15 protein-coding genes are annotated in these 15,213 nt (G+C 60.7%); 5 read left to right on the top strand and 10 right to left on the bottom strand.

What is annotated here, in order from left to right:
- Positions 1-11 precede the first annotated feature (11 nt).
- Positions 12-1,523, top strand: a complete 1,512-nt coding sequence (locus tag ACLK1G_RS03280) for a DUF6630 family protein (protein ID WP_420764120.1) — start codon at positions 12-14, stop codon at positions 1,521-1,523.
- Between the two features lie 153 nt (positions 1,524-1,676).
- On the opposite strand, the gene ACLK1G_RS03275 is transcribed toward ACLK1G_RS03280, so the two are convergent.
- Positions 1,677-1,748, bottom strand: a complete 72-nt coding sequence (locus ACLK1G_RS03275) for a DUF4256 domain-containing protein (protein ID WP_420764448.1) — start codon at positions 1,746-1,748, stop codon at positions 1,677-1,679.
- Positions 1,749-1,968: 220 nt separating this feature from the next.
- On the opposite strand from ACLK1G_RS03275, the gene ACLK1G_RS03270 reads away from it, so the two are divergent.
- On the top strand, positions 1,969-2,268 hold the full coding sequence (locus ACLK1G_RS03270; RefSeq protein WP_420764119.1) for a hypothetical protein: 300 nt from the start codon (positions 1,969-1,971) through the stop codon (positions 2,266-2,268).
- Between the two features lie 65 nt (positions 2,269-2,333).
- Positions 2,334-2,606 (top strand): hypothetical protein, encoded by a 273-nt coding sequence (locus tag ACLK1G_RS03265; protein WP_420764118.1) that lies wholly within the window; start codon positions 2,334-2,336, stop codon positions 2,604-2,606.
- A 10-nt stretch (positions 2,607-2,616) separates the two neighbouring features.
- Here ACLK1G_RS03265 and ACLK1G_RS03260 read toward each other — a convergent pair whose 3' ends face one another.
- Positions 2,617-3,069, bottom strand: a complete 453-nt coding sequence (locus ACLK1G_RS03260; RefSeq protein WP_420764117.1) for a MarR family winged helix-turn-helix transcriptional regulator — start codon at positions 3,067-3,069, stop codon at positions 2,617-2,619.
- A gap of 174 nt (positions 3,070-3,243) precedes the next feature.
- Here ACLK1G_RS03260 and aceE point away from each other — a divergent pair, with 174 nt between their 5' ends.
- On the top strand, positions 3,244-5,913 hold the full coding sequence (aceE, locus tag ACLK1G_RS03255; RefSeq protein ID WP_420764116.1) for a pyruvate dehydrogenase (acetyl-transferring), homodimeric type: 2,670 nt from the start codon (positions 3,244-3,246) through the stop codon (positions 5,911-5,913).
- A 56-nt stretch (positions 5,914-5,969) separates the two neighbouring features.
- Here aceE and ACLK1G_RS03250 read toward each other — a convergent pair whose 3' ends face one another.
- Complete coding sequence (locus tag ACLK1G_RS03250; RefSeq protein WP_420764115.1) at positions 5,970-6,683, bottom strand: FadR/GntR family transcriptional regulator; 714 nt, start codon at positions 6,681-6,683, stop codon at positions 5,970-5,972.
- A gap of 96 nt (positions 6,684-6,779) precedes the next feature.
- On the opposite strand from ACLK1G_RS03250, the gene ACLK1G_RS03245 reads away from it, so the two are divergent.
- Positions 6,780-7,523, top strand: coding sequence for a FadR/GntR family transcriptional regulator (locus tag ACLK1G_RS03245; protein ID WP_420764114.1), 744 nt, complete (start codon positions 6,780-6,782; stop codon positions 7,521-7,523).
- 177 nt (positions 7,524-7,700) lie between these two features.
- Here ACLK1G_RS03245 and ACLK1G_RS03240 read toward each other — a convergent pair whose 3' ends face one another.
- From ACLK1G_RS03240 to ACLK1G_RS03210, 7 genes are all read right to left on the bottom strand, one after another.
- Entirely contained in the window at positions 7,701-8,423 is a 723-nt protein-coding gene (locus ACLK1G_RS03240) for an oligogalacturonate-specific porin KdgM family protein (RefSeq protein WP_420764113.1), read from the bottom strand.
- Between the two features lie 130 nt (positions 8,424-8,553).
- Entirely contained in the window at positions 8,554-9,321 is a 768-nt protein-coding gene (locus tag ACLK1G_RS03235) for an ABC transporter ATP-binding protein (RefSeq protein WP_420764112.1), read from the bottom strand.
- Between the two features lie 10 nt (positions 9,322-9,331).
- Positions 9,332-10,171 (bottom strand): ABC transporter ATP-binding protein, encoded by an 840-nt coding sequence (locus ACLK1G_RS03230; RefSeq protein WP_420764111.1) that lies wholly within the window; start codon positions 10,169-10,171, stop codon positions 9,332-9,334.
- Positions 10,172-10,181: 10 nt separating this feature from the next.
- Positions 10,182-11,090 carry an ABC transporter permease gene (locus ACLK1G_RS03225; RefSeq protein ID WP_420764110.1) on the bottom strand — a complete coding sequence of 303 codons (909 nt, stop codon included), beginning with the start codon at positions 11,088-11,090 and terminating at the stop codon, positions 10,182-10,184.
- Positions 11,090-12,127, bottom strand: a complete 1,038-nt coding sequence (locus ACLK1G_RS03220; protein WP_420764109.1) for an ABC transporter permease — start codon at positions 12,125-12,127, stop codon at positions 11,090-11,092. The genes ACLK1G_RS03225 and ACLK1G_RS03220 overlap by 1 nt, the downstream gene beginning before the upstream one ends.
- A gap of 33 nt (positions 12,128-12,160) precedes the next feature.
- Complete coding sequence (locus tag ACLK1G_RS03215; RefSeq protein WP_420764108.1) at positions 12,161-13,783, bottom strand: ABC transporter substrate-binding protein; 1,623 nt, start codon at positions 13,781-13,783, stop codon at positions 12,161-12,163.
- A gap of 69 nt (positions 13,784-13,852) precedes the next feature.
- Positions 13,853-15,007: a mandelate racemase family protein gene (locus tag ACLK1G_RS03210; protein WP_420764107.1), complete on the bottom strand. Its 1,155-nt coding sequence runs from the start codon at positions 15,005-15,007 to the stop codon at positions 13,853-13,855.
- Positions 15,008-15,213: the final 206 nt, after the last annotated feature.

Genomic DNA, 15,213 nt, shown 5'->3' with positions numbered 1-15,213 from the left:
GGAGGACAGCCGTGACGCCATCGCCCTTTGATCCGTTGGTTCATATCGATTGGAAAACACCCGGCAGCGACTTGCTTGGGCTGCTGCAGCATTACTACCCCGACATCGGGGTGTTCGCCGGCCCGGGGTTCGAGACGTTATTGGATGAGCTGTCCAACGAGATGCCCGAGGTCTGCTTCGAGGCGCTGGCGGCGCTGTTGTCGCACCAGGGTTACGACCTGTGGAACCTGGACGCCGGCGGCGATGATTATCGGCCGGTTATTTTCCCCTCCGACCAACGCGAGGCGTTTGCCCAGCATTGGCAAAGCCCACGTGGCGAACCCAGATTCACGCCGAGATTGATCGAGCCGCCCAAGCCCATGGTGACCGAACACAAACCGGCCAAGACCAAGCGCGGCAAGGTGAACTGGCTGCAGGAAGTCCATGACTACCCCGGCCCCACTCACGTGCATGAATACAACTATCGCAATGGCTGGGCTGCCATCACCGAGCAGGACGAAGACCGGTGGTTGTGCTTTTTGATCGACTACAACCAGTGGCCGCCTGTCGAGCTGGACATGCTCGAACAACGCACCGATGAGGTGGATGGCGGGGACCTGCGGCTGATCGACGCCAACGCCCAGCGCAGCCTGTGGCGACGCCAGGTCAAACGCGGCGATTACAGCGCGGATGATCGGTTCAAATATGAGATTCGCCGGGGCGATACCATCGAGGACTTCGGACCTGCCGGCCAGGAGTGGCAGGCATTCGAAGAACCCTGCGTTGTGGCAGACGACACGATATTCGAGCGCCAGCGCATTTACGAGCCCAAGCACCTGACGAGGATCTGGCGGACCACGGCGGACAGCAGCGAGGTGATTTTCGAGGACTCGGATGAGCTGACCATCCTGCCCGTCGGCCCGCGCCGATTGCTGTTCATGCAACACAACGGCAAGCGCTGCTGGGTCTGGAACCAGGACCCGCCGCACCAGGCCGTCGCCGCCAAGCCAATGCCCGCCGAGGCTTATAAGCTGCGCGCATCGACCGCGTACCTGGGCGGTGACGAGATTTTGCTGTTCAGCGAAGGCGCGCGGCCGAACGTCGAGCACTCGGGTTATCAAGAGACGGTGCTGTTGGCGTGGCGCTTCAATTTCATCACCGGTGCCAAGGCGAAGGCGACGTTGGACGGCTTCGGCAGCGAGCTGCGCCAGGACACCCGCCTGCTGGTCACCCAGCCCAAGCAGGTGATCACGCTGCGCACGTTCCATGGACAGCTTCATGTGTCCCGTGGGCATGGTGATTGGTGGGTGTGGCGTTATCGCGCCAACACCTTCGGCACCCAGACCCTGGCATGGTTTTGGAATCAACGCAGCAATGAGGTAGTGAAGCTCTCGACCAAGGATATCCCGCGCGTCAAGCCTGAGATTCGTTACGTGCCGGCGCAGGAACGGTATCTGGCGTTCGAGACGGATTTTGTGGCGCGGTTGCCGGGCTTCGCGCAGATCCTTGAGGCCAAGGGATGTGAGGTTCTGACTTTTCAGTGAGGCGATTTCGCGGCGGCGACCTCCGCGGCGAGGGAGCTTGCTCCCGCTCGACTGCGCAGCAGTCGCAAAACCTGCCAACCGTTTTCCCCTGCCATGCCGCCGGGGGCTGCTGCGCAACCCGGCGCGAGCAAGCTCCCTCGCCATGGGTTTGTCTTAAACCTGCAGCACCCCACGAAACCCACGCGCCGCGTAATACGACTGCACCCCATTGTGGTAAACGAACACCGCTTCGGCCAATTCCAAGGCACTGCCTTTGGGTTTGTTCTCCTTGCGCGCATCCGGGGCCGCACGGTCGTATCAGAGGCTGCGGAGCGCTTAATAGCGATATGCAGCAAAGTCACGGCTTGGATATTTCTATTTGATATTGGCTACTGTCGACTCTGACAGTAGTTGCGCGGCGGCGTTGGCTCTTAACCTGCTACAGGTTCGCGAGCAGGAGCCTAGGGTGAATACAACGATAAGCTGCATCAGAGCGCTCCCACTTATCCTGCCTATTACATTGGCCGGCACCTGTTTCCCGGCGCTGGCGACCGAGGACTGCAATATTCAGAAAGTCGGGCTGGCGATGATTCTGGAACCTGGAGGTATAGCTCAAAAAGCCTTGTCCAAAGCCCAGTACAGGGAAAAACTGGATGTGAAGCGCGTGCGGATCACCCACTCGGAACGGGCCAAGCACCCGGATAAATCTCGCCTCACTGTGGTGATCGACAAAAAAAGAAAAGTGAAGCACATCTATTGCGAATGAACACCCGCTGCTGGTGAGCCCGTGACGCGGACAAGGCACAGCGTTGGAATCGCATGCACCCCGGGATGCCAAGACGATCGTCGCATCTGCTCGACTGCCTGGGCCCCTCGGACAATCCGGTCGTCGCGGTGACGGGTTACGCGCAGCACGTCGCCGAGCAGATCGGCAGCCACATCGGCTCACGGTTCGTGGCCCTCGGCGCCGACTCTATCGGTGCCGCTTGCGCAGCGGTGGATAAACACTGGATCGTGGTGTCGTCGTTGCAGGCCCTGGCTCAGGATGGGCTTATCGACCGAGCGCTGGTCGAGCAGGCGATGAGCCAATACCTGTTGCAATGACACACATCGCTCATCCCGCTCGCCCACTGGAGCGCGCCGCTTTGGCCGCACGTTCCAATGCTTCGCTGAAGACTCGTTGCTGGTCGTCATCGAACTGCGACAGGAACAGTTCGTCCACCGCGCCTTCATAGACCTTCCACATCTTCTTGCGCAGCGCTTTCCCGCTCTCGGTGATGGCCGCGTACGCGCCTCGACCGTCGTCGCTGGCGCGGCTGCGGGTGACCAGGCCTTCAGCCTCCAGGCGGTCGACCAGGCGCGTGAGATTGTAGCGTTCGATGGCCATGACATCGGCCAATTCGCTCATGCGCCGCGCGCCGTCAGGGCCACTTTCCAAGCCCCATAACGCGTCGTACCAAGCATAGGCAGGCAGCCCCTCAGCCGCCAGGCGACGCTCTATTTCGCGGATCAGGCAGCGGTGGGCCCGGACGAATCTGAACCAGGTGTCCGGCTCGTTTGAAGACATGCAGCACCTTTTTGATGAGATCGATTTAGTTGCAATTGTAGCGCGTGGCAGGATAAGTTCTCGCTCGTAGTTGCAAATGCAACTACAAAATTCCAGAAGGTTGGCGTCCACCCACGCCCCTTAGTCAGGCACCAAACGACTCGGTGCTGCAGCACTGTCCAGGAGACGACAACGATGGCACAACAATCCATGTTTCTCGACGAGGATCCACAAGAGACTCGCGAATGGCTCGAATCCATTGAGTCGGTGGCAAGCGTCGAAGGGCGCCCTCGCGCTCACTACCTGATCGACCAGATGCTTGATTTCGACGCCAACCGCCACGGCGATTTCTACGGCCGAGTGACGACCCCCTACGTCAATACGATCCCGGTCGACCGCCAGCAGCCCTACCCTGGCGACCTGGCCGTCGAGCGCCGGATCAACGCCTATATCCGTTGGAATGCACTGGCCATGGTGCTGCGCGCCGGCAAACATTCAAACGTGGGCGGGCACATCGCGTCCTATGCATCGGCGGCCGTTTTGTATGACGTCGGCTTCGAGCATTTTTTCCGTGGCCGCACCGAGCAATTCGCTGGCGACATGGTGTACATCCAAGGCCATTCTTCACCCGGCATCTATGGACGCGCCTATCTGGAAGGTCGCCTGAGCGAAGAGCAGCTGGACAACTTCCGCCGCGAGACTGACCGCGACGGTGTTTCGTCCTATCCGCATCCACGGCTGATGCCAGACTTCTGGCAGTTTCCAACGGTCTCCATGGGGCTCGGACCGATCACCGCCGCGTATCAGGCCCGGTTCATGCGCTACCTTGAAGATCGTGGCCTGAAAGAACACCAAGGCCGCAAAGTCTGGGCGTTTCTCGGTGACGGTGAAATGGATCAGCCGGAATCGCTGGCGGCCATTTCCCTGGCGGGCCGGGAGAAGCTCGACAACATCATTTTTGTCGTCAACTGCAACCTGCAACGCCTGGACGGTCCGGTGCGTGGCAACAGCAAGGTGATCCAGGAGTTCGAAAGCCTGTACCGGGCGGCTGGCTGGAATGTCATCAAGGTGATCTGGGGCAGTGGCTGGGATGCCCTGCTGGAAAAGGACAAAAGCGGCCTGCTGCGCCAACGGATGATGGAATGCGTTGACGGCGACTACCAGAACTACAAATCCCAGAACGGCGCCTATGTGCGTGAACATTTCTTCGGCAAATATCCCCAGTTGCTGGAGCTGGTCAGCGACCTGAGCGACGACGACATCTGGAAGTTGTCTCGCGGTGGCCACGATCCGGAAAAAGTCTACAACGCCTATGCCGCTGCCATGCGCCACACTGGCGGGCCGACAGTCATTCTGGCCAAGACCGTGAAAGGCTTCGGCATGGGCGAAGCGGGTGAAGGCCAGAACATCAATCATCAACTCAAGAAAATGGGCGACGAGGCGGTCAAGGCGTTCCGTGACCGGTTCGCACTGGCGCTCACCGACGACCAGTTGGGTGACATGCCTTATCTCAAACCCGCCGCGGACAGCGTCGAAGCCCTCTACCTGCAAGCCAGGCGGACCCAGTTGGGCGGCTATATCCCGGCGCGTTTCAACGCCGTGGCGCCATTGCAGGTGCCACCCTTATCAGCGCTGGATACACAGCTCAAAGGCACGGGCGAACGGGCGATTTCCACCACCATGGCGTTCGTGCGCATCCTCGGCACGCTGCTCAAGGACCCGAACATCGGCAAGCTGATCGTGCCCATTGTGCCGGACGAATCTCGCACCTTTGGCATGGAAAGCCTGTTCCGCCAGATCGGCATTCACTCCCATGTCGGCCAGTTGTATACCCCACAAGACGCCGGCCAGTTGAGCTACTACAAAGAAGCCCGGGACGGCCAGATCATGCAGGAGGGGCTGAACGAGTCCGGCGGGATATCTTCGTGGATCGCCGCAAGCACGTCCTACAGCACCCATGGCGTGATGACGGTGCCGTTCTACATCTTTTACTCGATGTTCGGCTTCCAGCGCGTTGGCGACCTGGCCTGGGCGGCGGGCGATGCACGCGCTCGCGGCTTCCTGCTCGGGGCGACTTCCGGCAGGACGACGCTCATGGGTGAAGGCCTGCAACACGACGACGGCCATAGCCACGTGCTGTCCTCGACCATCCCGTGTTGCGTATCCTACGACCCGACCTACGCCTACGAACTGGCGGTGATCATCCAAGACGGTATGCAGCGGATGTACGCTGAAAACGAAGACATCTTCTATTACATCACCGTACTGAACGAAAACTACGCCCACCCACCGATGCCCGAAGGTGTCGAGGAAGGCATTCTCAAGGGCATGTACCGCCTCTCGGCGTCGGAAAAACCTGTCGAAGGCAAGCATGTGCAGCTGATGGGTTGCGGTTCAATCCTTCAGGAAGTCGTTGCGGCGGCCCAATTGCTGGAACAGGATTTTGCTGTCAGCAGCGAAGTCTGGAGCGTGACCAGCCTGACCGAACTGCGCCGTGACGGCCAGGAAGCCGAACGCTGGAACCTGCTGCATCCCGAGCACGCGCCGCGCGTCGGTTATGTGGAAAGTTGTCTGCACGACAAACAGGGCCCGGTGGTGGTCGCGACGGACTACATGAAGATTTTCGCCGACCAGATCCGCCCGTTCGTACCCAAGCGCCGCTTCGTGGCCCTGGGCACGGATGGTTTCGGTCAATCGGACACTCGCGAGTCGCTGCGCAGATTCTTTGAGGTGGACCGTCACTTCATCGCCCTCGCGGCGTTGAAGGCCCTGGCCGACGACGGGCAAATCCCAAGGGAAAAAGTCGCTGAGGCGATCACACTTTATGGGATCGATCCGCAAAAGCAGAACCCTGCGAAAGTTTGACCCCCACGATCAACCTGTGGGAGCGAGCTCGCTCCCACAGTGGATGGTGATGCAGGTCATTGCGCCTTCAGTTCGACCACACCCCGGACTCGCTGCAACATATTGATCAAATGCAACCGCATCGAAGCCCGTGCTGCTTGCGCATCGTGCCGCGCCAACGCCGCGTAGATCTGCTCCCGCTCGCGCACCACCAGTGCCCGGTTCTGGCCTGTCACCGACGGCCCGGCCTGTTGCACTACCTCGATCAACGTGTTGCCCACATGGGCCATGGCATCGATGAAAAAGCTGTTGCCGGTGCACTGGGCGACCTGCCGATGAAACTCGAAATCGACCCGGGCGCTTTCCTCATCCGTTGGATCAAGCGCATTCGCCGCATCGAGCGCCTCACGCATCGTTAGCAACTGATCCGGCGTGGCGCGTTGCGCAGCGATACCCGCAGCTTCCACTTCCAGGCTCAGGCGCAGTTCGATCACGGCCAGCGCGTCATAAGCGTCACCCTTGACATGTTTGCCGCCCTGGAAATCTCCCGGGCGCGCGGTGTCCACCACGAACGTGCCGATGCCATGTCGGGTTTCCACCAAGCCTTCAGCCTGGAGCCGGGACATGGCTTCACGGACGACGGTCCGACTGACGCCACGCTCCTTGATGATCACCTGTTCCGTTGGCAACTTGCTGCCCGCAGGCAGGTCGCCCGCGAGTATCTGCTGCGTCAGGTCGACCACCAGTTGCTGAGTCATGCTCAGGCGTCGATCGGTTGTGACACGCTCCATTGCACCTATCCATCAAGCCAGACGATCGCGGCATTATAGCCGCGACCTTGCCTCAAAACTCACTATAATGCCCGCTGATCTCACTAGAGCACGCCGATGACGGACCAAGCGTTATCTCCATTGAACAAGCCGCGCCGCCTGGCCGAAACACTGGTCGACCGTTTTGCCCAGCGCATGCGCGACGGCATCCTGAAATGTGGCGAAAAGCTGCCTACCGAAGTGCACATCATGGAAGCCGAAGGCGTCAGCCGTTCGGTGGTGCGCGAGGCATTGTCGCGTTTGCAGGCGGCGGGGTTGGTGGAGACGCGCCACGGCGTCGGCACGTTTGTTCTGGATATGCCGGCACCGGAAGGGTTTACCCTCGGGCCGGCGACGATTGCCACATTGTCCGACGTGCTCAACTTGCTGGAGTTTCGCCTGAGCCTCGAAGTGCAGGCCGCCGGCATGGCCGCCGAACGCGCCACGCCCGAAGCCCTGGCCGAACTGGCCCAGGCGTTGGATGCGTTGTTGCAAGGGCCGGAAAAATCCGGCACCACCATCAACGCCGACTTTCAGTTCCACTTGAAAATCGCCAAGGCGGCCGGCAATTACTACCTGATCGACATCATGAAGCACCTGGGTACGAAGCTGATCCCGCGCACCCGGATGAACTCCGCCTACTCAGGGCAAAGTGATCGCAGCGCCTACCTGCATGGGATCAATGCCGAGCACCAGCAAATCTTCGATGCCATCGCCAGTCGCAATGTCGATGCGGCGCGGGCGGCCATGTACCTGCATTTGAGCAACAGCCGCATGCGCCTGTGTGAAACCCAACAACGCCAGGCGTTCTACAACGAATAACCCCCCAGTTTTGTGGCTGCAGTGACCACCGCATTTTTATTCTCCACCGCCCCCTGTGGGAGCGAGCTTGCTCGCGAAGGCGGCGGAACATCCAATATCACCGGCACAGGCAGGCCGCTATCGCGAGCAAGCTCGCTCCCACAGTTTTAATTCAGTGTTGACTACCTCTCCCACCACTCAGAAAAAGTTGTACTGGATCCCCACCCGCAACCGCAGTTGGCGATCACTGTCCACCGAGTTGACCTTGATATCACCCACTTCAAAGAACGGTGCCCAGCGCTTGTCCCACTTGTACTTGACCACGGCATTCTGCTCATAGTCGTCAGTACCGCCGTTGTAGCGGATGTAATCGGCATCAAAGTACGTCAGTTGATATTCATACGCCCAAGGCCCTTGATCCGCGTAGTTGAGGTACACGTCATAGCGATGGATCGTCTGGTCGTCCTGGCCGTTGTCCGGCACGTCGCGATCGACTTTGTCGCGGTCCAGCTTGGAGGAATCGTAACGGTAGCGACCGGCGATGCTCAGTTCTTTGGTGATCTTGTAACCCAGGCGCATGCCCATTTTGTAGGTCGTGGATTCCTCGTCGCTCTCCATGGCGAACGAAGGCGTCAGCGTCCAGCGATCATCGATCTTATGCTGGTAGTTGACGGTAAATTCATGGCCGCTGCCGACGGTATTGTCGAAGGCGACGTCTTTCCGGTCACCGGCGGTCTTGTATTTGAGTTCACCTTCCAGGCCCACGCCGTTATCCAGCCTGATGCCGAACTTGGCGCGGTCGGCATGCATTCGAGTCTTTTCAGCATATTGATGCCGGACATTGATATAACCGGTATCCGCCTGAGCGACAACCGAGGTGAACAACGAAGCGATCGACAAAACTACGAGGGTCTTTTTCATATTTTTTATTCTTGTAAGTTGAAATCATTAGTTGGGTTGAACGCCAAATCGCAGGCGAGCGCGTACGCGCATTGAAACGTGCGGTTCAACGTGTTCTGCGGTTTAAAACAGGTACAGCGGGTCAGTTACTTCAAACGGCAATAGGTACGCGTTGAATATCGCGACTGGCTTGCACCAACAGGCGCGTGTATTCATGGTCGGCGCCATTGTTCGCGAGCAAGTGACTGTCGAGTGTCTCCACTACCCTGCCCTGCTGCATCACCGCCAGCCGATCGCACAAATGCGCAACGACCGCCAAGTCGTGGGTGACCATCAAATAGGTCAGCCCTTCCTGGCGACGCAGATCGGCCAACAGATTGAGGATTTCCGCCTGCACCGAGACATCCAGCGCCGAGGTCGGCTCGTCCAGCAGCAACACCCGAGGGCGCAGGATCAGCGCACGGGCAATCGCCACGCGTTGGCGCTGGCCGCCGGATAATTGATGCGGGTAACGAAAGCGAAAGCTGTCGTTCAAACCAACCTTGCGCAGGATCTCGCTGACCTTCGGCCCACGCCCGTCGATACCGTGGATACGCAGTGGCTCCTGCAGCGCGGCGTCGATGGTGTAGCGCGGATGCAGCGAGGCGTACGGGTCCTGGAAAACCATCTGCACGGTACGGTAGTGGTCCAGCGGCAGCTTGCGCGTCACTGCCCTGCCGGCGATTTGCAGTTGACCAGTCCAGTGCTGGTATTGTCCGGCCAGGCAACGCAGCACGGTGGTCTTGCCCGAACCGGACTCCCCCACCAGGCCAAACGCCTCACCTTCGCCAACGCTCAGGCCCACGTCGTGCAGTACCGCGTTCAGTGCCGCGCCGGTGCCGAAACTGAGGTTCAGGCCGGTGATTTCGATCATGCTCATGACAGGCTCCTCAAGGATTCAACCAGTGCGGGTCGCGCTGCAACACCGGCAGCGTGGCGCGCGGATGGTCCAGGCTGGGCAATGCAGCCAACAGGCCTTGGGTGTAGGGATGGGTGGCGTTATCCAGGTCGGCGGCGGCAATCGACTCGACCACGCGGCCGGCGTACATCACCAGCACGCGGTCGCAGAAATGCCGTACCAGGTTCAAATCGTGGCTGATGAAAATCAGTCCAAGGTCACGCTCGCTGACCAGCTCTTCCAGCACGTTGAGCACCTGCCGGCGCACCGATACGTCCAAGGCCGAGGTGGGTTCGTCGGCGATGATCACCTGGGGATCGGTGATGACCATCATGGCGATCATGATCCGCTGGCCCATGCCGCCAGAGACTTCGTGGGGGTGCAGGTCATAGACCCGACGAGGGTCACGAATGTGCACCTTTGCGAGCATGTCCAAGGCCCGTTCCCGCGCTTGGCGATGGGGCACTTTGTGATGGGCAAGATAGGCTTCGGCGATTTGCTCGCCAACGCGCACCACCGGGTTCAGTGAATATTTCGGGTCTTGCATGATCATCGACATGCGCGCGCCGCGAATCGCCTGGATCTGCTTTTCGCTCGCGCTCAGCAAGTCGATATCGGCGAAGCGCAGGGTCTTGGCGGTGACCCGCGCCGTCGGCGGATGCAGACGCAAAAGGCTGCGGCCGACGGTGGATTTGCCCGAGCCGGATTCGCCGACAATGGCGAGTTTTTCCCGGCCCAGGTTGAACGACACATCACGCACCGCCAGCGAGGTTTTGCCCGCGTTGCGAAACTCCACGCACAAATCCTGTACCGCAAGTTTTATCTCAGTCATGACTTGTTCCTCAGGATTGGCTGCGGGGATCAAGGACGTCGCGCAAGCCGTCGCCCAACAGGTTGAAGGCCAGGCTGACCAGCATGATCGCCGCACCGGGCGCCGCCACCAGCCACCAGCTTTCGAGCATGTAGCGCCGCCCGGTGGAGATCATCGCCCCCCACTCCGGCAAGGGTGCCTGAGCGCCGAGGCCGAGAAAGCCCAGGGCGGCGGCGGTGAGGATGATGCTCGCCATGTTCATGGTCAGGCGGATGATCACTGACGACAGGCACATCGGAATGATGTGGCGCAGGATGATCCGGGGACTCGACGCGCCCTGGAGCTGGACCGCCACGACAAAGTCAGCGTTGCGCAGCGGCAGGGTTTCAGCGCGTGCCAATCGGGCTATCGGCGGCCACGCCGTCAGCGCGATGGCGATCACCGCGTGCTCCAGGCCCGGGCCGAGGGCAGCGATGAAAGCCAGCGCCAACACCAGGCTGGGGAACGAGATGAAGATGTCAGTGATGCGCATGAACAGGCTGTCGACCCAACCGCCGAAGTAACCGGAAACCGTGCCGACCAACAGGCCGATAGGGCCGACGATCACCGTCACCAGCAAGACGATGTACAGCGTGATGCGCGAGCCATACACCAGCCGGGCGAACACATCGCGACCGTACTCGTCAGTGCCGAACCAGTGCTCGCTGCTGGGCGCATGCAACGCGCCAGCAAGGTTCTGCGCCAAGGGATCGTGACCGGCGATCCAGGGCGCGAAGGCCGCGACCAGGATCAGGGTCGAGACGACGACCAGGCCGGCGAACGTCATCGGGTTGCGCAGCAGAAATCGCAGCAGCCGGGTGGCGCTGGCGACCAGCGCAGCCGTACTCGAAGCAGGCAGCGCGGCACTGCCGGCTGCGCTGGAAGCAAGGGGCAGGTTCATTAGCGAGTCCTCGGGTCGAAGATCTTGTAGAGCGCATCGCTGATCAGGTTCAGCGTCACGAAGATGAGGCCGATCAACAGAACGCAAGCCATCACCGCGTTCATGTCACCGAGCAACAGACTGCTCGTCAGGTACTGCCCGAAGCCCGGCCAGGCAAACACGGTTTCGATCAGCACCGCGCCTTCGAGCAACCCGCCGTAGGCCAGCGCGACAATGGTCAACAGCTGCACGCGAATGTTGCCGAAGGCATGGCCCCAGACGATCTTGCGCTGGGACAGCCCCTTGACCCGGGCCGTGATGATGTACTCCTGGGACAGCTGTTCGAGCATGAAGCTGCGGGTCATGCGGCTGATGTAGGCGACCGAGTTGAAGCTGAGGATCACCGCCGGCAGCAGGATGTGCCGCAGTGCGCTGCGAAAGGCCTCCCAATCGCCGGACCAAGCCGTGTCGATCAACAACAATCCGGTGTGACTGGGGATCAGCCCGTCATAGGCCAGGCCGATCCGCCCGACGCCGCCGGCCCAACCCAGCCAGGCGTAGAACACCAAAAAAGCCATCATGCCGATCCAGAAAATCGGCGTGGAATAACCGAACAGTGTGATCAGCCGTGCGATATGGTCACCGGCACGGCCCTGATGGGTCGCCGCGTAGACACCCAGCGGCAGGCCCGCCAGCACGCCGAACAGAATGGCCAGGGTCGCCAGTTCCAATGTCGCCGGGAATACTCGGGCGATGTCAGTGATGACTGGGTTGCCCGTCAGCAACGCCATGCCGAAATCACCGTGAACCAGATCGCCGAGATAGATAGCGAACTGGGTCCACAATGGCTTGTCCAGGCCGAGCTCTTTATATACCTGGGCATACGCCGAAGCGTCGGCGTCCGGGCCGACGATGGCCAGCACCGGGTCCAGCGGCATCACGCGCCCGATAAAGAAAGTCAGCAGCAGCAACCCCAGCAGCGTCACCGCCACCGAGCCGCCGCGCCGGGTCGCCGAAACGGCCCGGGTGGTCCAGATTGAAAAGGATGCAGTCGACATATTCATTCCTGCCTTGGCCTGCGGCCGTCGATTTCAGCGCTGCTTGTAGACGTCCCGAAGGCGCGTGGTAGCGGCGGTGTGTCCGATGTAGTTGCGCACGTCAGCGTGGATCACCACCTCATCGACCATCTGCGAGACCGGCATGATTGCCCCGGCCTGTTGGTCATAAAGGGTCTGGACCTGGGCGTACATTTGCCGCTGACGCTCGGGGTCGCGCTCGCTCTCGGCCTGTTCGATCAACTGGTTGAGCTGCTGGTTGAAGAACGAGGTGCGCCAGCCCTGGAAGTTGCTCAACTTGGCTTCGGTGCGGTTGTCCGGGTTGTACACCAGAGCGCGCAGGCTCGAATGCGGATGGCGCTCAGCCCCGCCACCACCACGCCCCACGAGGATGTCGAACTGTCGGTCGCGCATCGCCCCGTAAATCTGGTTGCCGGTGCCGGTGATGATCGTCGCCTGGATGCCCGCCTGGGCCAGCGTCGCTTGCAGGCTGGTGGCGATGTTGATGAACGGCGGGTCGGTCAGCGAGCGAATGCTCACCTTGAAGCCTTCGGCGTGTCCGGCCTCCGCCAGCAGCCGCTTGGCCTTGGCCACGTCCAAGCGATAACCCGGATCCTCCAGGCGCGCCGGCAAGCCCAATTGCATCGGCCGCTGGTTGATCACGCCGTAATGCGGCATCACCACATCGTTGATGCCCTGGTAGTCGATCAACAGACGGATCGCCTGGCGCACGCGGATGTCCTGGAACAGCGGTTGCTGCATGCTCATCGCCACGTAGTACAGCGTTCCGCGGGCGATGCTCTGAATGCGCACCTCGTCGACCTTGCCCAGCGCCTTGATGTCGGTGGCGGCCATGCCGCGCGCTACGTCCAGGTCACCCCGCTCGACCATCAGGCGCAACGCCTGTGACTCGGTCATGTTGCGCATGATCACCCGGCGCAACTTCGGCGCGCCGCGCCAATAGTCGTCATTGCGACTCATCAGGATCACATCGTTGGCCCGCCATATGTCGAGCTTGAATGCGCCTGACCCGGCCGTATGCGTAGCCAGCCAGGCCGCGCCCTGATCGTCACCGACCTGATGCTGCAAGGCCACCGAGCGGTCGACGATGAAGGCACTGGGCGAAGTTGCCAAGGTATTGAGCACCAGCAGCGGATCGGTGCTGCGCGCCAGCTCCATGACAAAGGTGTGCGGCCCTTCTGCCCGCATCAGTTTGACGACATTTTCGGCTGTGAAACCGTAAGCTTTCCAAGTCGAAGCCAAGGCGCGGTTGAGGATGACAACGCGCTGCAAGGACCAGGCGACATCCTGCGCAGTGAGCGGAGCGCCGGAGTGAAAGCGTACGTCGTCGCGCAATTGAAACGTCAGGCGCATCCGGTCCGGGCTGATTTCCCAGCTCTTGGCCAGGGCCGGAACCAGCGTGTCCGGCTGCGCCGCGTCTTGCTCCAGGAGCATGTCGTAGACGTTGGCGTTGACCTCGGCAACCTCCAGGCCCGTCGCGGCGGCCGGGTCCAGGGACAACAGGTTGATCATGCTCATGCCCACCACCAATTGGTCGGCGGGCGTTTCGCCTTTGGCCAGGCTGACGGGCACCTGCACTGTGCACAGCGCCACGATGACACACAGCAGCCTGGACAGGCGCTTGGGCCAGAGTTTCATGGTTCAGTCCTTTTTTATATTTATATAGACTTGCCGTCCGGGCCATTCAGCCCCGGACGCAGTGCGCCATCAATGTCGGGATAATGTGTTGGCTTCGATATAGGCGAAGTTGATGTCCTCGCCCAACCCCGGCCGATCAGACAGGTGCACATAACCGTCGGCGTCCATCGGATCGACGATGCTGTTGAGATGCGCCGGCACTTGCTCGTAATCGAGGAACGGGTGCAGCAGGCCACGCTCGTACCAACGACAATTGCTGATCGCCCCCACCACGGCGAGGTTCGCCGCGCCGTTGCCGTGGACTTCGCAATCCATGCCGAACGACTCGGCCAGGTGCGCCACTTTCAGGCAGGGCCCGATGCCACCGACGCCGGCCACGCCGGCGCGCAGGATGTCACAGGATTTGTGCGTGACCCAACTGGCGCGGCTGTGGAATTTGCCGGCGATGCTTTCGGGGCCCAGCACCGGAATATCCAGGTTGGCCGCCAGCCAGGCGTAGGACTCGGCGGAGTCTTCCATCATCGGCTCTTCGAACCAGGCGAAATTCAACTTTTCCAGGGCCTTGCCGATGGTCAGCGCGTCCATGCGGCTGTACCAGTGGTAGCCGTCGAGCATCAGCGCGATGTCCGGGCCAACCGCTTCGCGCACGGCGGCGCAGGCCTGGATATCCATTTGCGGATTTGGCGCGAAGGAAATCGGCGGCATCCATGTGTGCAGCTTGATTGCCTTGTAGCCGCGCTCGACGAGCTTTTCGGCAAACTGGCCGTACTCATCCGGCGTCGATAGACCGCCCGGCAGATCATCGCCGCACATCGTCGAGCCGTAGGCCAGGACTTTGTCGCGGTAACCGCCGATAAGCTTGTGCACCGGCAGCTTCAGCTTGCGCCCGGCCAGATCCCACAAGGCTTGTTCCACCAGGGCCAGCGCCCGGTCGGTGAACTGCCCTGCGCTACCGCGCTGCCAATGCGCCAGGTCCTGCCAGATGCGCTCACGGTCCATCGGGTCGCGACCGATCAGCACCTTGCGCACGAAGGATTCGATGATGTGCGGTCGAATCAATTCAGGCGTACCGAACGCATAACCCTCCGATCCATCGTCGCAGCTGATCCGCAGCAGGGCCATCTTGATCATGACTTCGTCGCCGGGATGAGCGTGGCCGGCGCTGTCCTGGGCGCGACGCGACGGAGTGGAAAATATTTCGACGTGAACGCCTGTGATTCTCATAGGGAGGGCACCGTGTTGTTATTTATATTTGTATGTCGTCATACAACATGTCCGATTATTTGAGCACTTTGGCCGACCTGTCAACCCATCAAATCAACGAAATAAGAGATTTATCTTGTCCGGACAGCTTTTTACAACCATGACATCTTAAGAAGTCGTCATACCACAAGCCACTTCCTCGCCACGAATCAGCCCGTGCCCGTTGC

It is taken from the genome of Pseudomonas algeriensis, assembly GCF_048847255.1.
Lineage (GTDB): Bacteria > Pseudomonadota > Gammaproteobacteria > Pseudomonadales > Pseudomonadaceae > Aquipseudomonas.
Note: the sequence above shows the minus strand (reverse complement) of the source record. Positions and strands in the feature narration are given on the sequence as shown.